Here is a 23,496-nt window from a genome sequence, read left to right as displayed (position 1 = left end):
GCGGTAGCGTTTGGCGATGAATATGCTGCTGGCGACGGTCGTCAAGACTTTCGTTCAAATTGCCGGACGGGCTGACGACGAGGAGAGGATGCAGTAGTGCATGAATGACAGATAAAAACTTTGTGGGTGCCGGCATGGACGACAGCAATCAAAATCATGCGCTGGAGCGCAAGAGGGGGTCCGGCGCGAGGCAGGTCTATGACCTCTTGCGGGATGAAATCCTTGATCTTCGCCTCGCCCCCGGAAGTGCGATCGACGAAGTGCAACTGGCAACGCGGTTCGGCATGTCGCGCACGCCGATTCGTGAAGCTCTGGTGCGGCTTGCCGGAGAGGGGCTGATCGAGACCCTGCCGAACCGGTCGACCATGGTGTCGAACATCGACTTTCTCGGCATGCACGCCTATTTCGATGCGCTGGGTCTGATGTACCGGGTCACGACGCGGCTCGCCGCGCAGCACCACAAGGCAGGCGACCTCGACATCATTCGAGCTCATCAGGTAGAATTCAAAGCGGCTGTCGAAGCCCAAGACGCCTTGGCCATGATCGCAACCAATGCAGACTTTCACGCGGCGATCGCTGCGGCTGGCCGCAATGAATACTATGCGCGCTTCTTCGAGCGTCTGCTGGGCGAAGGGCGGAGGATGCTGCGTCTCTACTACCAATCCTATGATGATCGGCTGCCATCCCGCTTTGTGGACGAACACGAGGAAATCATCGCGGCGATCGAAGCGCGAGACGTCGAGGCCGCGGACAGGCTCGGCCGCGCTCACAGTGAGCAGATCGAAGCCCAGATCGAGCGGTTGCTCACCCGCCATGACAGGCTCGACATCCTCCTGTAGGTCCTTGTATTTTTCTTGTCGACAAGATTGAAGAAGACGCTATGCTGCTCGTCGATAGGGATAGGGGCGTGTTTCCGTGCGCCGAAACGAAGGAGCTTTCCGTGACTGCAAGCATATTTTCGGGCGTCGTTCCGGCGCTGATGACACCGTGCACCGCAGACCGCATGCCGGATTTTGACGCGATGGTCCGTAAGGCACAGCAGTTGATCGAAACGGGCATGTCGGCAGTGGTCTATTGCGGATCCATGGGTGACTGGCCCCTGCTCACCGATGCGCAGCGCATGGAAGGCGTCTCGCGTCTGGTTGAGGCTGGCATCCCCGTGATTGTCGGCACTGGCGCGATCAACTCCGCATCTGCCGTCGCGCTTGCCGCACACGCCCAGAAGGTCGGCGCAAATGGTCTCATGGTCATCCCGCGTGTTCTGTCGCGCGGCTCCGTGATCGCTGCTCAGAAGGCGCATTTCAAGGCAATCCTGTCCGCGGCACCGAACCTGCCAGCGGTCATCTACAACAGCCCCTATTACGGCTTTGCCACGCGCGCCGATCTGTTTTTCGCGCTTCGCGCCGAGCACCCGAACCTCGTTGGTTTCAAGGAATTCGGCGGTCCGGCCGACATGCGCTATGCGGCCGAAACCATTACCAGCCGCGATGACGGCGTGTCTTTGATGATCGGCGTCGATACGGCCGTCTACCACGGCTACGTCAATTGCGGCGCAACCGGCGCCATTACAGGCATCGGCAACGTTCTTCCCAAGGAAGTGCTGCATCTGTGCAACCTCGCGAAAGCCGCGGCCACGGGTAACGCAGATGCACGCTTGCGCGCCAAGGAACTGGAAGAAGCGCTCGGCGTGCTTTCCTCCTTCGATGAAGGCCCGGATCTGGTTCTCTATTTCAAGCACATGATGGTCCTGAAGGGCGATGCAGAATATGCACTGAACTTCATCGAGACGGACGTGCTCAGCGACAGCCAGCGCGGCTATGTGGAAGCCCAGCTGACGCTGTTCGACACCTGGTATGCCGACTGGTGCACGCTCCCCGGCGCTGTACAGACCTGCAAGCCCTGATCTTTGCGCTCGCGGGTAAAACGGTTCCTGTTTCCGCGACGATAAATGCCGTGGCCGTGTTGAACTCAACGCGGCCCCGGCACTGCGGTGATCAAAGTCATTGTTGCCCCGAAGATTTCCGGCCGCCAGTGAACCTGCAGGATTTCAAATCAACGCGCCCTGGAGCGTAAGCGCTGCCCGCACGTCGTCGGCCGAAACTGTGGTGCTCGAGGCGCGCAATGCTGCGGCAATGCCGGCTGCATGCCCTGTTGCGAAAGCGGTTCCCATCACCCGCAGCGAACCATAGGCTGCCTGATCGGCCCCGGCGACGCGGCCCGCGAGGAAAAGATTGGATGCTCCGGCAGCCTCGATCGATCCCATCGGGATGTCTGCAAATCCTTCTCCCCCAAGATCGACGAAACGTACTTTCCCAGGCGCCTCATGAACTTCCATCGGCCACGCTGCGCGGCCGATACCGTCTTCGCGCCGCTCGCCTTTTGCCAGGGCCGCGCCGGTCAGATCGTCGCGCGACCGTGGCCGGCGCGTTTCGCGGATGCCGATCTGCGGTCCGGTCGCCGCGATGAAGGCCTTTTCAAAGCCCGGTAGCTGCCGCAACAACTGAAGGTTTCGCCACGCTTCTCGTCGTGCCTGGCGTTCCGCTGATCCAAGACTTGCGCCGCTCAAACCGTCCGTGTCGAGGTCGATCGTCATCCACCAGTAGTCGTTCGATGTCGGAAGCCGCAGCATAACGCCCCCGTCTGCACGGTGAATTTGCGTATCGCCGCTCTCGTTGTGCCTTGCAATCAGGTCTGCCATCCGCGCCCGGTCGAATGAGACCCCTGGCGCTACTCCGCCGATGCGAACCGGCATGGAGGCCGGCTGAACCTTGTCGCCTGCCATGCTGTTGACTGTCATTTCGAACCCGGCGAGCGATGCGAGCGCTGCCTCGCCACTGGCATCGACGAATGCGGCGGCAGTGATCTCGTAGCAACCGGCGTGGTCAGTCACGGTGATTGCGGTCAGGCCGTCCGAGCCGGTTGCGACGGCTGTCACGCGAGAGTGCAGCAACACGTCGATACCGGCAGCGTCGGTCATCTGGTCGAAGCCGAACTTGATTGCCTCCGGATCCAGCATGACGATCCAGTTGCCGCTGCTCGACCTGATCGGCGCGACCTCCTGGCCGAGCGTGCGGAGGGTGTGCAAGAGATCCGCACCTATTCCGCGCACGGCAAAGACCGGTTCGGGGCCTTTCTGGTAGAAGCCGCAATAGGCGAGAACCAGAGAATTTGCGGCTGCGCCGCCGAGAAATCCGTACCGCTCGACGAGCAGAACTCGTGCGCCCGATCGGGATGCGGCCACCGCCGCGCTCATGCCGGCTGCACCGCCTCCGACCACCACGACATCATATCGACCACCACGCATAATGCTCATCCTATGGTTCTCAATCGATGATGCTCACTGCGGTTGCGAGCATAAAGGCGACGATAGGCGGCCGCGGGTATTGACGCCAATACAGTTTCCGAACCAGGGTATAACCCGGATTTATAGGACGGAGACCCGTGGCGGATGCCGAACCCCAAGCTCAAGGAACGGCAGATCGAGATTTTTCGGACGATCATGGCGACGGGTTCGCTGACGGTTGCCGCAAGACATCTCGGCGTTTCGCAGCCCAGCCTGTCGACCGCGATCAAGCGTCTGGAGGACCAGCTCGGCATCGCGCTGTTTGCCCGCATCTCCGGCCGGCTGGTCCCGACGCAGGAGGCCGAACTCATTCTTGCCGAGGTCGAGCATGTTCATCAGCAGTCGGAAATACTGTCCGATGTCATCTACTCGATTGCCCGGGGCGACGCGTCCACCTTCCGCTTCGGCTCCACGCCAAGCCTTGGCGCCCGGCTGATCCCGAAGGCACTGAAGCGCTTGCAGCAGCAAGGCACCGCCGGCACTTTCTACAGCGATTCCTTGTCGCAGCGCGATGTGCGTGACTACCTCCTCTTTGGCCAAGGGGCCTGCGTCGCGACGATCGCGGAGGTTAACGATCCGGTTATCCAGACTGTCCCGATCGCCACCGCTGGCCTGGTCTGCGTGGTGCCTGCTGGCCATCCGCTGGCAGGTAGACGGTCCGTCAGGCCAGCGGATCTTTCGGACGAACAACTAATTTCGTTTGGCGCGACCACGACGCACGGTCTTCTGATCGATCAGACCTATCAGCGCTGGGGCGAGACGCGCAAAACGGCGGTCTACGTCCATTTTGTCGACGCCGCTCTCGCCTTCGTCGCCGAACGTATCGGCATCAGCGTTCTCGATGCCTTTTCGGCAATCGACTGCGATGTCCATGGGTTGGTGGCAATACCGATCGAAAACAGCGCCAGCGTTTCCGCCTATGTTCACGTCTGCGACCGTCGTCCAAGACAGAAAGGCGTCGACAGCCTAATAACCGCGCTCCGAGAAATCGCGGCAGCTGTGACAAACACGCAAGCAGGAGCAAAAACCGATGAGTAGACCGGCAAACGCCCTGTTCCCGGGGTTCAAGGACCGTCGCGTCCAGACGGCTGATGTCGATTTCGCCGTCCTCACCTCAGGCTCCGGCCCTGCCATCCTGCTGCTGCACGGCTATCCGGAAACCCGTTCGGCCTGGCACCGGATCGCGCCCGTGCTCGCTGCTTCCTATTCCGTGGTCGTGCCCGACCTGCCGGGTTACGGCGATAGCCGGGTCACCGGGACGCTCATGGATATGGGGTCCAAGCGCCAGATGGCGAAGAGCCTGCACGAGATGATGCGAGCCCTTGGGCACGACCGCTTCGTCGTCGTCGGCCACGATCGCGGCGGAAGGGTTGCCTATCGGCTCGCGCTCGATTTCGAGGAGGAGGTGCGCGCACTGGTTTCCGTCACCGTCGTGCCGACGCCGGAAATGTGGGAAGGGGCAGGCAAGGCTTTCGGGCTTGGCGCCTGGCACTGGTTCATGCTGGCGCAACCCGCACCGCTGCCTGAAACGCTGATGGCGGCCGATCCGCGTTTTCTTATCGACTTGACGCTCGGCAAGATGGCCGGCGACATCCGCCTGATCGATCCTGTGGCACTGGAAGACTACCGGATGGCCTTCGGCAGCGCCGAGGTCCGTCATGCGATGTGCGAAGACTACAGGGCTGGCGCGTCGGTGGACGAGGCAGACGACCTTGCCGATCGCAACTCCGGTCGAAAGATACAGGCGCCGGTGCTGGTGCTCTCCGAACAAGGCCGGCTCTACGGTGGCGGACGCACGCCGCTCGACATCTGGGCGGACTGGGCGGTCTCGGTAGAAGGCGAGGGCCTTCCAGGCGGACATCTGCTGCCCGAAACGTCGGCTGACCAGATGATCGAGAGGTTGCTCGCCTTCCTTGGGAAAATCACCGATGCCCGCTGAGAACGACGACGACCAGCACAGGGTGCCGGCCGCCACCGACGGATTGCTGAGCCTGCGCCAGATGGAGGTTTTCCATGCGGTAATGCAGGCGCGTTCGATCACCGGCGCCTCCAAGGTTCTCACCATATCGCAACCGGCGCTCAGCCGCACGATCCGCCGGATTGAGGACCTACTTGGAATCGCGCTTTTCGCCCGTGATCGTAACGGGCTGGTGCCGACGTCCGAGGCGCTGGAAATATACGCGGAAATCGATCCGTTGATCCGCCAGCTGACCGGTGTTGGAACGCAGATCGGCCGTATCGCGCGCGGCGAAACCGCCGTGTTTCGGGTCGGTTCGACGGCCAGCGTGGCGCGGGCGCTGGTTCCGCAGGCGCTGCGGACGCTCTCCGTCGAAGTGCCGGGTATCGAGTTGTTCTTCGACGTGCTGCCGGTCGACCAGATCGAGGAATATCTGATTACCGGCCGCGGTGAAGCGGTGGTGACGATTGCATCGCTGGACCATCCGCTGATCGAAAGGGAACATGTCGGGCGCGTCGATCTGGTCGCCGTCATTCCCAAGAGCCATAGCCTTGCGGCCCGTCCCGTCATCCATGCAACGGATCTTGCCGACGTGGATTTCATCAGCTTTGCCGCCGGGGGTGCCCATCAGACAATCGTTGATCGTTTCCTCAGCCGCGAGAAGCTCAAGGTCAACACCCGTGCCGTTGCGCGCTTTTCCGACACTGCCTTGGCGCTGGCGAACGAAGCCATGGGTATCGTCCTTGTCGACTACGTCACGACCCTCGGCCCGGTTGGCAGCAATCTTGTCATCCGGCCGATCCACAACGCACCTCAGTTCTCGATATCCGTCCTGTGGAACCGTCGTCGCTCGCACTCTGCCAACCTGCGCAAACTGATCGAGATCCTCGCCGCACGACTGTCAGCCCTGCCGCCGCTGCCCTGAGAGGCCAGGTAACATGCTCTGAAGGCATGGGAGGCATAATCATTGTTTGTTGTCTTCTGGTGCGGTGAGTGGCAATGAGGGGCACTGGCGTAACGCAACGCCGTCCTTGGAGGAGGATAATCATGAAGTTTCAAATGAACCGCCGTCAGGCACTCATCGGCATGGGTGCACTCGGCAGCGCTGCGGCTTTTGGTCTGCCTGCGCGGGCTGCAACCCGTAACCTCGCCGTGCTTCACCTTGCCAGCCACGCACCGAGCTTCATTGCCTTCGAACGCGGTTACTACAAGGACGCAGGGCTGGACATCGAACTGAAGTTCTTCGAAGCAGCGCAGCCGATGGCCGTGTCAATCGCTTCAGGTGATGCCGACTTCGGCGTTACGGCGATGAGCGGTGGCCTGATCAGCCTCGCGCAAAAGGACGCCATCAAGGTTATCGGCGGCGCGCTGACCGAACAGAAGGGCGTTACCGGCGCGATCATCCTGGCGTCGAACAAGGCTTATGAGGCCGGTCTCACCGACCCTTCGAAACTGTCCGGCAAGAGTTTCGGCATCACAACGGCCGGTTCCTCCTTCCATTTCATGGCGCACAAGATTGCCACAGCCAACAACATCAAGCTGTCCGACATCCAGCTGCGTCCGCTGCAGAAGCTCGGCGCAATCGTCGGCGCCCTGACCACGGGTCAGATCGATGCCTGGGCCATTCAGCCGAATGTCGCCAAGAAGATGATCCGCGAAGGCGCTGCCAAGCAAATCGGCCTCGTGTCGGACTACGCACCGGATTACCAGGTGACGACCGCCTTTACCTCGACCAAAAACGCCGCCAACGAGCGCGACATGACAGCGTCTTTCGTCAAGGCCTATTCGCGGGCGATCGCCGACTACAACGCTGCCTTCGTTGACAACAAGGCAGATGACGCCGAGCGCGACGCTCTGGCCAAGATCGTCCACAAGTATGTGGAAAGCGACAGCCCATTCGAAACGGCCAAGCAGAACCTGATCGAAGGCGCCATGCGCGTCAACGAGGGCCTCGCATTGTCGCTTGGAAGCTGTGTCGAACAGCTCGAATGGTTCAAGTCCGAAGGCATGGTCAAGGACGCGATCACCAACGAACAGCTGTTCGATACGTCCTACGTCAAGACCATCTGACCGGTCGAACCCGCGGCAGCACTGTGGCCTGCCTGGAGTACCCATGGATCTGAAGCTCAACAACATCAGCCACTCCTATGGAGCCGTCGAGGTTCTGAAGGATATTTCGCTCGACATTCCGCAAGGGCAGATCATCTGCCTGATTGGACCGTCTGGCTGCGGCAAGTCGACCCTGCTTCGGTTCCTGGGTGGCCTGGAGCGGCCGACCTCCGGCAACGTGCTGCAGGTCGGCAATCCGCCGGCAGATTCGCTCAACCCGCTGACATACGTCTTCCAGCATTTCGCTCTGCTGCCCTGGCGCACGGTCGAGGGCAATATCCGGTTGGTCCTCGAGGACCATGGGCTGAGCGGACGTCAGATGGACGAAATCGTGACGGATGTTCTCGATCGCACCCGCCTTTCCGAGTTCCGCAAAGCGCTCCCCAAGCAACTGTCGGGCGGCATGCGCCAGCGTGTGGCAATCAGCCGGGCGCTTGCGGTCCGTCCCGCAGTCATGCTGATGGACGAACCGCTATCAGCCCTCGACAGCCAGACCCGCGAACTGCTGATGGATGACCTGATCTCGCTCTGGACGCGCCAGCCGTTCACCTCGGTTTATGTAACCCACAATCTCAACGAAGCGGTCCGGCTCGGGCACCGCGTCGTCGTCTTGTCCCGCCGGCCAGGCCGGATCCGCGAGATCGTCGATATCGACATTCCACTGTCGGATCGGCATCTCGGCGATCCTGTACTGGAAGAAAAACAGAAGCAGCTCTGGGACTTGATGCGCGAAGAGGCCATGGCGGCCGACAAGGAGTTGGTCAATGTCTGACGTCACCACGTTTTCCAGCCCTGTAGAGACATCAAGCAAGGGTGAAACAGGAAAGATATCGACCGTATCGTTCCGCGGTGGCGGCTTTGCGCCGATCCCGGTGCAGGGCGTCGGCATTGCAGTCTTTGTCGTTCTGATTGCGCTCGCCGAAATCGGCACCCGTAGCGGGTTCATCTCGAACCTGACGCTGCCACGGCCCTCGGCGGTCCTCGATACCTTTGTCCAGCTTTGGCAGACGGGTCTGCTGTGGAAGCATCTTCTGCCTTCACTGCAGCGGCTTTTCGTCGGTGCGTTCATGGGCATTAGCGTCGGCATAGCGGTCGGTGTGCTGATCGGTCTTTTCAGTTATGTCCGCGCCGGACTGGTCCCGCTTGTCGCGGCGCTGTTCCCGATCCCCAAGATCGCGCTCCTGCCTCTGTTCGTCATCTGGTTCGGCATCGACGAAATGTCGAAATACGCACTGATCGCTTTTGGCACGTTTACGCCAACCGTGGTTGCCACCTATGGAGCCGTCGACAACGTCGATCGCACGCTGATCCGCATGGGCCAGAGCTTCGGGCTGAATTGGTGGTCGATCGTCCGCAAGATCGTCCTGCCCGGGGCATTCCCGGCCATCCTTTCGGGTCTGCGCGTCTCGATTTCGATCGCGATCATTCTTCTCGTTGCCGCAGAGATGCTCGGTGCGCAATACGGCGTCGGCTCTTACATCCTCGAGGCCGGCTCGCTCTACGACCTGGAAAAGCTCTTTGCCGGCGTCACCATCCTCTCGGTCATGGGACTGCTCGTGAATTTTGTAATCGGGCAGGTCGAAAAGCGCTTTCTGAGCTGGCGCGGCTGAACACCTAAATATTATCGAAGGGAACGACACCATGCTGGCATTGCAAAAGGTCCGGCCCGCCAAAGGCGTGGAGTTTCGCGAGATCGGCGTGCCGGAAGCTCTTGCTCCGCGCGACGTTCTGGTCCGTGTCCATTCGGCCGGCATCTGCGGAACAGACCTGCACATCGCGGAGTGGACCCCGGGTTACGAGTCGATGGAGCGCGCCATGCCCGTCACCCTTGGCCACGAGTTTGCGGGCACGATCGAACGGGTAGGGGAGGCTTTGTCGGAAACGATTATCGGCACCCGCGTTACCGCAAGACCCTCTACCACCTGCGGCCGTTGCGATGCCTGCCTTCGCGGCGACGAAGACAATTGCACGGCGCGCAAAGGCATCGGCATCGGCCGCAACGGCGCATTTGCAGGGTTCGTGTGTGTGCCCTACCATAACTGCCACGTCCTTCCCGACAGTCTCGACATGGATGTCGCGGCTTTGACAGAGCCGATGACCGTCTGCGCCGAGGCGGTCGCGACTGCGGAGGTCCAGTCGGGGCAAACCATTCTGGTGATCGGTCCGGGTTTCATCGGGCAGGGCATCGCCATCATGGCACGGGCGATAGGTGCCAAGGTCGTAGTGATCGGCCGCGATGACGGGCCGCGGCTGGATGCCCTCCGCGCGGCCGGTTTCGAGCAACTGATCGATACGGCGAAGACAGACATGGCGGGCGCCCTGGCGGACCTTGCGCCGTTCGACGCGATCATCGAGGCGGCCGGTGTACCCGCGCTCGTCAGCGCGACGCTGCCGTATCTCAAGAAGCGCGGGATCTTCACCGTTGTCGGCATCCACCCTCGGCCAGCCGAAATCGACCTCACATCCGTCGTGCGCATGCATCAGCAGATCCGCGGCTCCTACCGGGCACCTGCTGCCGACTGGGACGGCGTCATTGCCTTTCTTGACGCCAATCAGCCGCTGATGCGACAGCTGATTTCGCACACGCTCCCACTGTCGGACGCGCTAACGGGTTTCCAGGCCGCGCAGGATCGGGTCGCGTCTAAGGTCGTCCTGCGCATGGGAGAGCCCTGATGAGCCCCGCCATTCTAGCGCTCTGGAACGATTACCCCGCCACCATGGCCGAAGAATACGAGGCCTGGCACACATTCGAGCACGTGCCCGAGCGCCTCACGGTCCCCGGCATGCGTGCCGCCCGTCGATACGTGTCGGCAGCCGGAAAAGAGAGCTATTTCACCCTCTACGAGCTTGAAAGTCTCGCGGTGATCGAGCAGCCGTCCTATCTCGATCTTGTGCGAAATCCGACGCCCTGGTCTCAGAAAATGCGGCAGCATTTTTCGAGCGTGCTGCGGATCCCGGGCGAGATCGCTGTGAAAGCTGGAAGCGGTATCGGAGGCGCAACACTCGTGCAGGCCTATTCTGTCGAAAGCGGAAAGGCCCATGCATCGATACCGACGATGGAAGAAATTCTGCGCCAGCTGATGACCCAGACCCGCATAACGGGCTTCCAGGTCGTACTCGCCGAGCCCAACCAGGTGTACGAGGTTTTCGAGCAGGATGAAGCGACCGACCCTGATACGGTCAATGTTGTCATCATCGCCGAAGGAACCTCCGTCGAAGCTTTATCGGTCATGCAGGCCGCATTGACGCGGCAGATCGAGCACCGTCTCGAACCCCGCAAAAGGCTGCGCAGCGACCTGTTCAAGCTGCTGATCAGCTACCGCGGCGAAGACTTTCCCTCGCATCGGTCCGAGATCGACACCAACACGATGTGGCATAGCGGCGATCACACCTGATCCAAATCGACGTCAGAAACGGAATGGATCGACCTCTTTCGAAAGACCGATTCCGCGGTCGCTTGGTGGGTGCCGCAGCCGTGCCGATGTGACGATGAACAGGACCGGGGTTGAGTACTGCTCATCGCCTCAAGATGGCGTGATTAGCGGATGTTCTGCGTCGCCAGCAGGAGAATGACATAGGCGAGGACGGTCAGGACCAGTCCGCGGAAGGCGAACGACACGCACTTGTACTTACGGCGCGAGATCAGCGACAGGATGTCGGCGTTATCGAGATATTCGTTGAACAGGTAAGAGACATCGCGGTTCGCCGCAGCGAGCTCGAACAGCGGGCGATGATGCGGCCAGGTTCCCCAGAAGAGAGACGTCGAGCGGGGGATGTTGCGGGGGAGGACAACCAGGATTGCGCAAATGATTGAAAAGACTGACGCGCAGGCCAGTATCGCGCGAAGCAATGCCTCCGGAATGTCTGCCTTTGCATAGAGCGCCCAGTCGAACACACTTCGCCCTTCCGCAGAAGAGATCAAGAAAGCCAGCATGAACGTGAAGATATAGGCGGCCTTTTGGTCAGCTATCTTGATCTGGTCATAGAAGACGTCGTTGATCTTTCGGATGTGGTTTATGTACTCCTCCGTCACCTCACCGCTCGCCATGGTCAGGTCAAGCATCTCCGTAGGTGCGCTATCAAAGTCACTCACGTGAAAATTCTCCGCTTACAAAGTATCCTCTCTAATAAGACTCTGGCGGCTATTCAATAGTCTTGCTAGGGCGACTACGACACTTAGTTGCTTAAGGGTGGAGCGGCGGGGGATGCCGGATTGTAGAGTGAAACTTTTTAAGGCAGCAACAGTGCTGTCGCTGACGACGGCTGTTCTGTTGTCGGCTGCACTTGAGCCTGCGGGTGCGGAGCCCGTTCCGCGCTCAGGTACTGCAGCTGGGGCCGTCATCGCACGCAAGACCGGCGAGGAAGTCCGCTTTATTGACGTGTCCGACTGGCAGTCCGTCGATCTCAAACAGGACCTGATGAGCGGCGATATCCTGCGCACGAACGAGGTCGGCCAGCTCGCCATCGTTTTCTCGGACCGTACCCAGGTCAGGCTCGGCCGCAACACCTCGATGGTCGTGAAGCAGATCACCAGCGAGACGAGTTCCGACACGGTGTTGCAGCTTCAGTCAGGAACGATCTGGGCCCGGGCCGAGCGCGGAGGGCCCGGCGTACAGGTCCAGACTGCCGCAGCGGCTGCCGCTATTCGAGGGACCGACTGGACCATGACGGTCAGCGGCAACGACACGTCGCTGACGGTTCTCGACGGGGTCGTGCAACTCGCCAATCCACAAGGCATGGTCGACGTGCGTGCGGGTGAGGCGGCAGCAGCCACCTTGGGTCAGGCGCCTCGCAAGGTGGTTATCGTCGACTCCGATGACCGCGAACAAATGCTGTTCTACCTTCCGCCGCGAGAAGCGTTCGAGCGTATGCCGCCAGCAGCGGTCCCATTTGCAGACATGCGCCGAAATGCCGATCGTATTCTGGCGATTCCACCTGCGAAGCGTTCGACCGCCGACCTGGTCGATCTTGCGGAAGCGCAGTTGTCGCTTGAAGGCCCGGCAAAGACAATGGAGATGCTTGGTGCGCTGGAGCGCACGCAGTTATCATCAACCCAACGGGACCGGCTGATCCTGATCAAGGCCATCATCGCAGCCAACCAAGCGCGATACGGTGAAGCGGCGGCCCTTTTCGCGCAGGTTTCTCACCGCCTCGATCCCCGCAGGAGAGCGATCGCGCTCTGGGGTGGCTATTATGCTCGGTCGCTGGCAGATCCAAGCCGTGTCGAGCCGCTGCCACCGAGCGCTGGAGGACCGGAAGCCGCTTTTCTGCGGGCCTATGCGGTCGGTTTCCTGAAGGACCTGAACGCGTCGATCGAGGCTCTTCGCGAAGCGGAGCGACAGTACCCTTCCGACCCCTCGCTTCCGGCCTATCGCGGCTGGATCGCACTGTTGTTGAATGACCGCAAGCAGGCGGAGGAGGCGATAAACCGCTCACTGTCTCTCGATCCGCATGAGCCCACTGCGCTGGAGGCGCGATCTCATTTCAAGGCAGGGTTCCAGGGCGATAACGACGGAGCGCTGGCAGATCTCTACGAGGTTCTGAAGGTAACGCCGGGAAGCAGCACCACCTGGAATGCGATCGCCGACATACACTCGACCAGGGGTGCCAATCGAGAGGCAGAGGCAGCGCTTCGAAAGGCGATCGAGCTGGATCCGATCGATCCTATATCGCACTCGAATCTGGCGATCTTCTATCTGGACACAAACCGGGTGAAGGAGGCGAAGCGCGAGATCGATCTTGCCATGGCTGCGGATCCGGCGCTGGATCAGGTTCTGATTGCGAGAGGTCGCTACTATCTCCAGACAGGCGAGCCCGACAAGGCGGTCGAAGACCTGCTTGCAGGCACCGTTTCCAATCCGGCGGATGCCCAAGGGCAGATCGTCCTTGGTGCAGCCTACTACCAGAAAGGGGACCGTGTCGCTGCAGAACAGGCGATCGACAATGCCGATAGACTGGATGACAATGATCCCGTCATCTCGGCGGTTCGGGCCTCGGTGGCCATTTCGGAGTATGATGCGCCGGGTGCGATCCAACATGCGCGAGACTACGTCCTGCGTGCGCGAGCGCGCGGTGGTGAGTACACGTCGCTTGGCGCAAACCAGCAGGCGGGTTCGATTCTCAACAGTGCGTTCCGCTTTCAAGGCCTGAACGCCTGGGGCGAATTCTACAGCGATGCCGTCTTCGATCCATTTTCCGGTGCTGCCTATATCGATGAAAGCATCCGTGGCAGCGTCAACCCTTTCGCGAACAGCTACCTCTATGGTGAAGACGTCATCAACAACGCCCCGAACGGGCAATTCTTTTCATCAACGCTTCAGGGGCTCCTGCTGGAGCCGACACTGATCTCGTCTCCCAGTCGCGGGTTTGACATTCTCACCCGGCCGTTCTTCGAAGTATCTGTCGGAGGTGGCTTCACTGCGGCGGGCGGAGGCACCGGCGGGACGGGCGAGGCAGAGATTCAGGGCTATACGAACTTCCCGAACCCGACGAGCTACTATGCCAATTTCGAATGGCAGAAGTCACTCGACGCCCGCGACGCCGGCTTGATCACGGATATCGGGACAGAGCTGGAGGTGCTCGGCGGCAATGTCTTCCTGACCACCAGTCCGACCTATTACGATCGCATCGTTCTCTATTACAACGACGCCAAGAGCACCTTCGACCAAGAGGTGACAAGCTCTGGAGCCTTCCCCCTTGTGAGGAATGAGATCGTCGGGAGAAGCCGCAACGGCGGCTTAGGCTGGAGCCACACATTCGCCTACGAGAATGTCATGAACGCGGCCATTCTGTACAGCGGGACGAGGCGCAATGACACCCGGTACAGCGAGATCGACTTTGGACCTCCGTTCCCGACCCTTCCATTCGCGCGGGAAAGCGATGAGTTTGAAGAAAATGCTTATATTGCCGCAGCCAGCCATACGTTCAATGCGGGTGATCTGACCTGGCGCTATGGTGTTGAAGGAGGCTGGATCTCCGAATCCCAGTCACAGACGTTAGAAGACCTTCTTAACGGGGGTGCTAGGACCGCCAGCAGCTCGGATCGCACGAGCGTCGCAAGCGTTTATGTCGATCTGCTCCACGAGATCCAGTCAAACTTGAAGGCTGAGTACGCCGTATTCGGTAACTACCTCAGCAACGACGCATCTGACGGTGTTCGCCTTGAGCCGCGTCTCGGCCTTGCCTGGTCACCGGTCGAGGGACAGTGGCTCCGCGCTGCCGTGATGCGCAGCAGCACGGATCTGTCGACGCCGACGCTGTCGCCGGTCTCTGTCGTCGGCCTGCAGCCGAATGCTTTCGACGTTGCACCCGAAGGACGTGCCGATACGGTCGCACTTCGGTGGGATGCCGAGTGGACAGACCGGTTCTTCACGGCTGCGGAGTTCCAGCACCAGGACGTGCGCGACATGCAGATCGCAGTTCCACTGACAGCCGTTCCCTTCACCACCAGCGAGGGACGCATCGATAGGGCGAGTCTGACAGGCAATCTTCTCTTAGGGCACGGCTTCGGTCTCTCGTCCACGATCGCCTACGCGGATTCGGAAGAAAAAGGCGGCAGCCTGCCCGCCGGCTCATCCTTGCCGTTCATCCCGGAATGGGCAGGCCAGCTGGCGCTCACCTATGTCAATCCGGCCAATGTCCAGGTTTCGCTGGCCGCCAACTACATTGGCGAGCGGATAGGCAGTGCCGGGACTGGCCTTGGTGACTACTGGACCCTCGACAGCAAGCTGACCTGGGAGCCTCTCGACAAGCGGATGGCGCTGGAACTGGAGGCTTTCAATCTGCTCGACGAAGAGTTCGAAGTCGACGCCGGCGTTCCCGCCTGGGGAAGATCCTTCAAGGGTACGTTGAAGGTTCGTTTCTAGATGTCAGGTAGTCGGTCGAATGCCCGCGGCGGGCCCATGCTCCGGTCTCGGCAGCTAAAGCTCACGGCGCTGTCACTGATAATCTACGTCGCATTGACGTTGATCGCTCAGCTTCCAGCTTGGTCGCTGCTCGACAACCGTGCGTTCGACTATCTCTCGACCCTCAACCCTTTGCCGCTTGCCTCGGACAGCCCGATCGTCGTTGCGATCGACGAACCTTCTTTCGCCGAAATCCAGAGCCAGTGGCCGTGGCCACGAGGCCTGCATGCCAGACTGATCACGGCGTTGCGCGCGGCCGGTGCCAGGACGATCGGTATGGACATCATCTTCGCGGAGCCGTCCAATCCGGGAGACGACGCCGCCCTTGCCGCAGCGCTTGGACCAGACGTCGTGCTCGCCGGTGACGAAACGCTTGTGACGTCTGCGCAGGCGGATCAGTTTGTGCGGGTTCTGCCGCTGCAAATGTTCAGTGACGCCTATGCTTTGACGGGCATTGCCTCGATTACGCTTGATCGCGACGGCGTTCTGCGTCGTCTGCCACCCTATGACGATGGCTTCGCCGCCACGGTTGCGACTGCTGCAGGTTTCGAAATTCCTGTGGGAGTGCCGAACAAACTGCTTCAGGTTTACGGGCCAGCCCGCACATACCCGACAGTTTCCTATTACCAGGCGCTCGAGCCGGAGCGGTTCCTGCCCGAAGGGTTTTTCAAGGATAGGATCGTTCTGGTCGGTCTAAGCCTTCAAACCGCAGCGACGGTGGAGAAGGGCGGAGCGGACGCTTATGCAACACCCTACACCGTCCACACCGGTCACCTGACGGCCGGCGCTGAAATCCAGGCGACGATCGTCGACAACATCAGACTGGGATCTTCCGTTACAGAAGCTGACCAGGCACTGCGTCAACTTCTGCTGTTTGGTGCGGTCGTCATCGGGGCGTTGCTGGTTCGCAAGGATACGGGTTGGAAAATCGTGTTGTACAACAGTGTCGCGCTTGTCGTGTTGCTGGGTGGAGCTTACGCGGCGTTGCGGCTCGGGAGGGTCTTTGTGTCTCCGGTCTCACCCGCATTGGCGATGCTCAGCCTGAGCACTGCGCAGGCGGGGCTGGATTACGCGAAGGAGCGGGCGGGCCGTCGCCAGATCACGCAAGCGTTCGCTCAGTACCTATCGCCTGACCTTGTTTCTCAACTAGCCAGCGATCCGACCCGTTTGAAGCTTGGCGGTGAGAAGAAGAAGCTGAGCGTCCTTTTCTGCGATGTCCGCGGGTTCACGACAATCGCCGAGCAGCTAAAGGATGACCCTCAACACCTCACCGAGCTGATAAACCGGCTGTTGACGCCGCTGTCGGATATCGTGCTCTCCCATGGGGGAACGATCGACAAATATATCGGCGACTGCCTGATGGCATTCTGGAATGCGCCGCTCGACGATCCCCACCATGCCGATCACGCGGTTTCAGCCGCGCTCTCAATGCTCGCTTCAATGGAGAGCCTGAACGCCGAGCTCGCGCGTGAGGCGGAGATCGCCGGTCGAACGCATCACGAGCTGCGTATCGGCATCGGCATCAACACGGGTGATTGCGTCGTGGGCAACATGGGTTCGACCCGGCGCTTTGACTATTCCGCACTCGGCGATGCCGTCAATCTGGCAGCACGTCTCGAGGGGGAATCCAAGAACCTCGGCGTCTCCCTATTGATCGGGGCAGGGACTGCGGCCAGCCTGGCCGACACGAGCGGTGTGAGGGAGCTCGGCCGCATCCTCGTCAAAGGCAAGAGCGAGGAAGTCTCGGTTTTCACTGTTGTGCGGTAGGAGATCGGACAGGAAGAATTTGACGGGAGAAAGCGTGCATCGATAGAGACGAGCCGAAGAGTGTGATCCCGATCAACTGCCGTCGGAATGTCCACCGGCCGGAAGAATGAGCATTCCAATCTTTGATTTGGTCGAGCTATAGTCCAATCCGCGGCGCCGCACCGTCCGGTCACCATGCGGGCCCGCCTGAATATGGGGGTTCACGTGCCGTATCATTTCCTGGAAGTCGCCGTGACGCCGAGCGTCAGAGCCGCACAGGCGGATATGGGTGTGGATCAAATATGGTTGGGCGACCACGACCGCCCCTCAGATACATTCACGCAAAACGAAATCGCCTTCATCGCCTCGCGCGACAGCTTCTACATGGCATCGGTGTCTGAAACCGGGTGGCCATACGTTCAACACCGTGGAGGGAGAGCTGGTTTTTTGAAGGTCGTCGATCATCGAACCATGGCATTTGCCGACTATCGAGGTAATCGCCAGTACATCAGTGCAGGAAATTTCGCAGCAAACGACCGGGCCTGCCTGTTCATGATGGACTACGTCCGACGAGCCCGGCTCAAAATCTACGCACATGTCGAGCGGCTAACGCTCGATGCCGATCAGGCTCTTACAGATCTGGTCTCCGATCCCACCTACAAAGGCAGGCCTGAGCGGTTATTCAAGCTTCGGCTCGAGGCTTACGACTGGAACTGCCCACAACACATCATCCCGCGCTATACCGAGCAGCAGGTCGAGGAAGCGGTAGCACCCCTTCGTCAAAGACTGCATCAGCTGGAAGCCGAAAACGCGACACTGCGGGCCCGTTTGGAAGGCAAAGCCTTGTGACCGACGCTCGAACGATCGTCTAAGACTTACACACGAGATTGCATGGTCGGTCGCCGGGCAGAGTTACCTCAGCCGCTGGTCTCAACGTTCGTCGCCGGATGATGGTATAGCAGGCGATCCCAGCTGTACGTGGCTCGCCCGTTCGCTGATGTGACGATCAAGGGACGCGATCATCTCTTGGGGACTGTCGCAGCCAGCGCTATATGCCCTCAACAGATAGGCAACTGCTTCCTCCCCCAACACGCTGGTCGGCTCAACGGTGTTAACGGCGCACCAGTCGAGGTGCGCGTCTCTGATCAAGTTGAGTTGCGTAACATCAAATACACCCGCCGCCATCGTCGTCTCCATTGTCGATCTCTTCGCAGTTACCATGAGACCGTTGCGACGATAACGCATGGACGTGGTTCTTGTTGCCGGCGACGACGCCTGTTTCTTGTGACAATGCCTCGTCCAGGAGACACGGAGAACCTTTATGACGTAGGCCCCGCGCTGAAGGATGGGCATCGCCCGCAGACTTGAACACGGCTGCTCGGCATCACATCTATTGCCAGTAAAGTCCGCTCCATCTTGAAAATCTCATCAAACTGGAACGGTAACGTTTGTTTTCTGCACGCTTCGGTGCAGACTGTCACTTGGAACGATTCCGGTTTTTACTCTTCAGTCGACTCCACGACGGGCTTACTTAACGAGGTACTCGGTGATTGATTTCTTCGGCACAACGCAAGGTTTCATGACGTTGGGAGCGCTGATTGGCGCTGGTAGCTTTGCTCTGGGATCCGCCAGTCGGTCCATCCACAAACTCGGCATTCTCGTCCGTCCGGGACAGACAAACCGGAACGCGCGCAGCCTTGCAATGCGAACGATGCTGGCGCTCGATGACTACGTCGGGGCTGCCTACGCAGCCGTCCATGACCGGCCTGAGTTCAATCCTATGGACCAGGAGGAGTTCGCGTTCCATCTTCCCGAACCAGTGCTGATCCTTCCTGACGACGCGGACTGGCAACTTTTCGGGGCGGATCTTGGCGAAGAGATATTGTGGTTTTCAAACCGTGTTAGCAACCACGAGAACGCTCTCGAAAGCCTCGATTTGTCGAAACCCGCGCATGACGGCTTTTTCGAGCGCCGCATTGAGGGTTACGCCCGGCTTGCTGCAAGAGCGATGGATCTGATTGCTCGGATCAGCAGCGAGTTCGACCTGACCCTTCCTGAAAAACCGGACTACTATCGTCAGGCGGAAGGGCTAGCAAAGATTCTGCACGGCCTCGATAAGGCGACCGCAAACAAGCTCCAACCCGCCACCGGGAATGCAACCACGAATGTGACTCCACTGTTCCCAAAGTCAGTGTGATCTCCCGCCGGCATCTGCTGATCGACATTTCCAACGTCAGGCTATGCGATCAGGCTGAGCCTGATACGGGCCTTTTTTGTCAGAACTTGTACCGGACCCCTACGACATTGGCGTTCGAGCCGCCGTGCATGTCGCCCAGCGTTCCCCATGCGCCTGAGCGATGGTGGAGCCGCCAGAACACCTCCGTGTTCGGGAGCTTGTCGCTCGAAAGGCTCAGCTCGGGTCCAAGGTAGAACAGGGTGCGTGCGTTGCCGTCCCGTTCCTGCTCGTGATCCCGCTCCCGACCTTTCTGGCTTTTGGTGACATGGCTGAGGCCGAACGTGAAAGATGGCGAGACACGCACAGGGCCGAGCCTGACGCCGTCATGTCGACCTACGACACCGCCCCACACCTCGCCGCTCGTGCTCTCGCCGAACCGACCAGCAAGACCCGCCTCCAGGCCGAAGCTGAACGTCCCAAACTGGTATGGGAACACCTGGTACCCCAGCCCAATCAACGCGTTATCTTCGTAGTCAGAACCGAACACGTTGGCAGCGTCGAGCATATTCTCATCGACCATAGCGCCACCGAACACCATCACCGACTGATCCAGATCAGGACGGTCTGCTCGCGCATGACCGAGACCCAACTGCAAGACGACGGCCACCAAAGCCATCCTCGGGAAGAAATTCATTCCAGCTTTCCTCCTCAGGAGTTGTTTCGCGCGCCGTAACGTTAGCAAGACAACATACGACCTGATCCGTTGTAGGCAAGACGTCATCGACTGTCGAGAGTTGTGGCAGATCCGAAACGACCGATGGAATTCTGCCACCGTTCGTGTTCCGTTTATAACGAGAGGCGTATTTGGCTCGGCCGCACCTGGTGGCCGAAGGCCTCGATCGGTATGGGTCGCGAGAAAAGGTAACCTTGCAGCTCGTCGCATCCCGCTGCGATCAGGAACTCCCTCTGCTCCTCGGTTTCGACACCCTCGGCCGTTGTTGCCTTGCCCAATGTCCGGCTCAGACTGGCGATAGCGGAGACGATGGCGGCACCTTCTGCCTTGCAGCCCAGCAATTGGACGAAGGACCTGTCAATCTTTACGCGGTCGATTTTGAGGTCGATCAAATGGCTCAGCGACGAAAAGCCGGTGCCGAAATCGTCGAGCGCAATTCTCACCCCGCGTGACCTGAGTAGGTTCAGGTTCTCGGCCGCGCCTTCGTCGAGGTTGAAAATGGCAGCCTCTGTTACTTCAAGCTCCAAGCGATCCGGGGAAAGCCCGCAATCCCTCAGAATCGACAGAACCATCTGGGCAAAGTTGCGCTGTCCGATTTGTGACGGGGAAACGTTGACGGCAATCGAGAGATGAGCCGGCCAGGACGCAGCAGCGGCGGCCGCCGTGAGCAAGACCCATCGGCCAAGCTGGTTGATCATCCCGGCTTCTTCAGCAATCGGAATAAACTTGTCGGGCGACAGAAGCCCCCTTGTCGGGTGGCGCCATCGGACAAGAGCTTCCGCACCTGTAAGATCACCTGACCTGTCTGCCTGATGGACCCCTTGGGCAAAAACTTCCAGATGACCTACCCGGTTGTCGCGGATCACCCCTTGCGTGTCACCCGGACCTTCATCTCTTTCGAGCATGATGCGCAGTTCGTTCCGCAGTTCGGTGCGTTCGTTTGCGCGGGTGTCCAGCGAACTATTGTATTCTGCCGCGCGGCCGCGGCCACTTTCCTTGGCATCGTAGAGTGCGACGTCTGCCCGACGAAGGAGTTCCCGGGCAGTGGTAAACGCGCCCTCAGGGGCCGTGTATCCGATGGAGCCGCCGATAGAGACAACGACAGTACCGTTCACAAGATGAAACGGGTCGCTGATGCGCGCCATGATCTCGTTGCACAAACCGATGATGCTTCGGTTGTGGCCGAGAGAGGGGATGAGGAGGGCAAACTCGTCGCCGCCGAAACGCGCAAGTGTGTCACCAGGCCGAAGAAGCGACTTCATCCGCTCTACGGCGATACGCAACAGCTCATCGCCAGCGAGATGGCCGTAGACGTCGTTGACCTGCTTGAATCGGTCGAGGTCGATCAGCGCGACGACAGTCTCGCGGTCTTGTGTCCCGAGTTCGGTAAGACATTGCTCAAGTCTTGTCGCAAACAAAGCGCGGTTGGGAAGACCGGTCAGCACGTCGTGATGGGAAAGATGCCGCGCATGGGTCTCGCTAGCAGCGAGTTGTTTCAGGCTATAGCGCAGGCGCAGCAGCAGGGCGGAAAACAAGATGGTGACGACAAGTCCGGCGGCAGACAGGAAGGGCAGGAGACGCGCGATAACGCGAGAACCAGGCAGGTCCGGTTTCCAGACGATAAATCCGATGGGCTCTGCCGTGCGGGTGGACGCCACCTGGAACGCGACCTCACCCGGTTCGTAATCCGCTGTGCGAGCGTAACGTGCCCCCGCGAGACCCTGCTCCCTGCTCAACATATCGAGCGTCGGGCCGTCCAGGAACCGGATGGCGATCAGATAGTATTCCGCCTTCACCTTACCTGGATCATCTTGCACCTGATGAACCACCGGAACGATGCCCGCAATCGAGGGCCTGCCTTCCAGCCGGAGCAACTCCACCTGGTTCTTTTGGGGAGCGGGAGCGTGCTGCCCATCGGTTTCCAGGCCTTTTGTTACGGCCGAGATCATTGGCCAAAGGACGGGACGAACCCATTTGAAACGACGCACGCTATCGGGGTCAGGCTGGAGTGCGAGTTCTCCGTCGGGCGAAATCAGAAAAACGGCGCTGTAGCCAAAGACGGATGTGGCGATCCGACCAAACGTCTGGATCGACGCGCTTCTGGATATCTCCGTGCCGCTGTCCGAAGAGCCGGGCGATAAGAATGAAGCATAGCCTTCCGCCAGCAGTTGCATATCCTGTGCAACGCGGTCGACCTGATTTTGCAGCCTGCCGTCAACCAGCTCTCGTTGCCTGTCGCGCGCCGCAGAGTCGCTTTCACTTCCGGCCCAAATGGCTGCGAGAACAACGAGCCCTAATATTGCAAGACCGGTTCCGGTCAGCAGGATCAAAACCGACTGCGACGACGAACGAGCCGACAGTCGCGTCAACAATGAAAACACCCAGTTTGAAGACACGGAATCTCCCCTCGCCCAGGGAAGTGTAGAGGGGATTAATTACGAAATGCTTTTAAAGCATGTGTCAAAATTGAAGCATTCGCGATTGATGACGAAAACACGCAATGCCGGAGGCGGCCGGGGTCACGATGAGCTTCTGGTTGGCCGCTGACAAGCATGCGAGAGAAGCTCTTAATCCTTGTATGTTCTAATATTCCCAATACGGGAATCGAGCCCGGACGACAAGAGGAGAGCCAGATGCCGAAAATGAACCCCAGAGCGCTGATCACACTGTGTATAGCTGCTTCGTGGCTCCTTTTGCCCACACATAACCTTAGAGAGGCAGTCGCTGCCGACCGGGCAGGAGATCAGAAGATCAAGGTTGCGTTTGAGGGAGGCTTTCCTCCCTTCAACTACGTGGACTCCAGCGGTCAACTGCAGGGTTTCGACGTCGACATCGCCAAGGCCCTTTGTGAGACGGCACGGCTTTCCTGCGAACTGGTCGTCCAGGAATGGACCGACATGATCCCCAATCTGCTTTCGAACAAATACGACATGATCGTATCGTCCATGTCGATGAGTGCAGAGAGACGCAAACTCGTGACATTCTCGGACAAATACTACGACAGTCCCTCCGTCTTTATCGCACGCAAAGACTCGGTCTTGACCACCATATCGGACGAAAGCCTCAAGGGCCTGCGCGTCGGCATCGCGGCGGAGACCTCACAGCAGGCATACATCAAGAAGTTTTTCCCAAGCGCCGAGACAACGGTGTTTCGCTCCTCGCCGGAGCTTTACAAGGCGCTGGCAAACGAGGACGTTGACGTCATGCTTGAAGACAAGCTTGCCGTGTACGACTGGCTCACGAACACAAATGAAGGACGTTGCTGCAAGTTCGTTGGCACCGACGTCAAGGACACATCGATCTTCGGCGAAGGTGCGGGCATCGCTTTCCGCAAGGACGATGCTGCGTTGACGGCAAAGATCAATACGGCCCTGGCGGAGCTTCAGGCTGGCGAAGTCTATGACAGCATCAACGCGAAATATTTCCCCTTCAGCATCCGTTGATGCGGGCCATCTGGCATTCCTGAAGATCGAAACGGGATGTCGGGTCGACACCCTGCCGCGAACCGGCCTAAGCCGGAATCCTGAT

At 59.7% G+C, this 23,496-nt stretch carries 19 protein-coding genes; 15 read left to right on the top strand and 4 right to left on the bottom strand.

The window, feature by feature from the left end:
• The first annotated feature begins 134 nt into the window (after nt 1-134).
• Both J3A65_RS03675 and J3A65_RS03670 read left to right on the top strand, forming a co-directional pair.
• Nucleotides 135-839: a GntR family transcriptional regulator gene (locus tag J3A65_RS03675; RefSeq protein ID WP_209899954.1), complete on the top strand. Its 705-nt coding sequence runs from the start codon at nt 135-137 to the stop codon at nt 837-839.
• A gap of 101 nt (nt 840-940) precedes the next feature.
• Nucleotides 941-1,903, top strand: a complete 963-nt coding sequence (locus tag J3A65_RS03670) for a dihydrodipicolinate synthase family protein (protein ID WP_209899504.1) — start codon at nt 941-943, stop codon at nt 1,901-1,903.
• A 144-nt stretch (nt 1,904-2,047) separates the two neighbouring features.
• On the opposite strand, the gene J3A65_RS03665 is transcribed toward J3A65_RS03670, so the two are convergent.
• Nucleotides 2,048-3,304, bottom strand: a complete 1,257-nt coding sequence (locus J3A65_RS03665) for an FAD-dependent oxidoreductase (protein ID WP_245341429.1) — start codon at nt 3,302-3,304, stop codon at nt 2,048-2,050.
• Nucleotides 3,305-3,448: 144 nt separating this feature from the next.
• On the opposite strand from J3A65_RS03665, the gene J3A65_RS03660 reads away from it, so the two are divergent.
• The 8 genes from J3A65_RS03660 to J3A65_RS03625 all read left to right on the top strand — a co-directional run bounded on the left by J3A65_RS03660 (nt 3,449) and on the right by J3A65_RS03625 (nt 10,804).
• Nucleotides 3,449-4,381, top strand: a complete 933-nt coding sequence (locus J3A65_RS03660; RefSeq protein WP_062459921.1) for a LysR substrate-binding domain-containing protein — start codon at nt 3,449-3,451, stop codon at nt 4,379-4,381.
• Nucleotides 4,374-5,282 (top strand): alpha/beta hydrolase, encoded by a 909-nt coding sequence (locus J3A65_RS03655; RefSeq protein ID WP_209899498.1) that lies wholly within the window; start codon nt 4,374-4,376, stop codon nt 5,280-5,282. Before J3A65_RS03660 ends, J3A65_RS03655 begins: the two co-directional genes overlap by 8 nt.
• Nucleotides 5,272-6,225, top strand: a complete 954-nt coding sequence (locus J3A65_RS03650) for a LysR family transcriptional regulator (protein ID WP_209899496.1) — start codon at nt 5,272-5,274, stop codon at nt 6,223-6,225. Before J3A65_RS03655 ends, J3A65_RS03650 begins: the two co-directional genes overlap by 11 nt.
• A gap of 122 nt (nt 6,226-6,347) precedes the next feature.
• A complete protein-coding gene (locus J3A65_RS03645; protein ID WP_062459915.1) occupies nt 6,348-7,370 on the top strand; it encodes an ABC transporter substrate-binding protein in 1,023 nt (340 codons plus the stop codon).
• Between the two features lie 43 nt (nt 7,371-7,413).
• A complete protein-coding gene (locus J3A65_RS03640; protein WP_062459913.1) occupies nt 7,414-8,181 on the top strand; it encodes an ABC transporter ATP-binding protein in 768 nt (255 codons plus the stop codon).
• A complete protein-coding gene (locus J3A65_RS03635) occupies nt 8,174-9,019 on the top strand; it encodes an ABC transporter permease (RefSeq protein WP_113166521.1) in 846 nt (281 codons plus the stop codon). Before J3A65_RS03640 ends, J3A65_RS03635 begins: the two co-directional genes overlap by 8 nt.
• A gap of 31 nt (nt 9,020-9,050) precedes the next feature.
• A complete protein-coding gene (locus J3A65_RS03630; RefSeq protein WP_209899492.1) occupies nt 9,051-10,082 on the top strand; it encodes an alcohol dehydrogenase catalytic domain-containing protein in 1,032 nt (343 codons plus the stop codon).
• Nucleotides 10,082-10,804: a hypothetical protein gene (locus J3A65_RS03625; protein ID WP_184655825.1), complete on the top strand. Its 723-nt coding sequence runs from the start codon at nt 10,082-10,084 to the stop codon at nt 10,802-10,804. The genes J3A65_RS03630 and J3A65_RS03625 overlap by 1 nt, the downstream gene beginning before the upstream one ends.
• Before the next feature lie 143 nt (nt 10,805-10,947).
• On the opposite strand, the gene J3A65_RS03620 is transcribed toward J3A65_RS03625, so the two are convergent.
• On the bottom strand, nt 10,948-11,502 hold the full coding sequence (locus tag J3A65_RS03620) for a Pycsar system effector family protein (RefSeq protein WP_062459905.1): 555 nt from the start codon (nt 11,500-11,502) through the stop codon (nt 10,948-10,950).
• A 127-nt stretch (nt 11,503-11,629) separates the two neighbouring features.
• Between J3A65_RS03620 and J3A65_RS03615 the strand changes: the two genes are divergently transcribed.
• The 4 genes from J3A65_RS03615 to J3A65_RS03600 all read left to right on the top strand — a co-directional run bounded on the left by J3A65_RS03615 (nt 11,630) and on the right by J3A65_RS03600 (nt 19,256).
• Nucleotides 11,630-15,274 carry a FecR domain-containing protein gene (locus J3A65_RS03615; protein WP_348635238.1) on the top strand — a complete coding sequence of 1,215 codons (3,645 nt, stop codon included), beginning with the start codon at nt 11,630-11,632 and terminating at the stop codon, nt 15,272-15,274.
• Between the two features lie 36 nt (nt 15,275-15,310).
• Complete coding sequence (locus tag J3A65_RS03610; protein ID WP_281064449.1) at nt 15,311-17,080, top strand: adenylate/guanylate cyclase domain-containing protein; 1,770 nt, start codon at nt 15,311-15,313, stop codon at nt 17,078-17,080.
• A 204-nt stretch (nt 17,081-17,284) separates the two neighbouring features.
• Entirely contained in the window at nt 17,285-17,908 is a 624-nt protein-coding gene (locus J3A65_RS03605; protein ID WP_209899483.1) for a pyridoxamine 5'-phosphate oxidase family protein, read from the top strand.
• A gap of 697 nt (nt 17,909-18,605) precedes the next feature.
• Nucleotides 18,606-19,256, top strand: coding sequence for a hypothetical protein (locus tag J3A65_RS03600; protein ID WP_156466538.1), 651 nt, complete (start codon nt 18,606-18,608; stop codon nt 19,254-19,256).
• A 79-nt stretch (nt 19,257-19,335) separates the two neighbouring features.
• On the opposite strand, the gene J3A65_RS03595 is transcribed toward J3A65_RS03600, so the two are convergent.
• Together J3A65_RS03595 and J3A65_RS03590 are read right to left on the bottom strand one after the other, a co-directional pair.
• The gene (locus J3A65_RS03595) at nt 19,336-19,929 is read right to left on the bottom strand and encodes a hypothetical protein (protein WP_162728385.1); all 594 of its coding nucleotides are present in this window, start codon (nt 19,927-19,929) and stop codon (nt 19,336-19,338) included.
• A 152-nt stretch (nt 19,930-20,081) separates the two neighbouring features.
• Entirely contained in the window at nt 20,082-22,298 is a 2,217-nt protein-coding gene (locus tag J3A65_RS03590) for an EAL domain-containing protein (protein WP_244476202.1), read from the bottom strand.
• 303 nt (nt 22,299-22,601) lie between these two features.
• Here J3A65_RS03590 and J3A65_RS03585 point away from each other — a divergent pair, with 303 nt between their 5' ends.
• Nucleotides 22,602-23,411, top strand: coding sequence for a transporter substrate-binding domain-containing protein (locus J3A65_RS03585; protein WP_245341428.1), 810 nt, complete (start codon nt 22,602-22,604; stop codon nt 23,409-23,411).
• The last annotated feature ends 85 nt before the right edge of the window (nt 23,412-23,496 follow it).

The sequence above is a fragment of the Rhizobium sp. PvP014 genome (assembly GCF_017876855.1).
In the GTDB taxonomy this organism is placed as follows: Bacteria; Pseudomonadota; Alphaproteobacteria; order Rhizobiales; family Rhizobiaceae; genus Neorhizobium; species Neorhizobium soli.
This window is presented reverse-complemented; position numbering and strand designations above follow the sequence as displayed.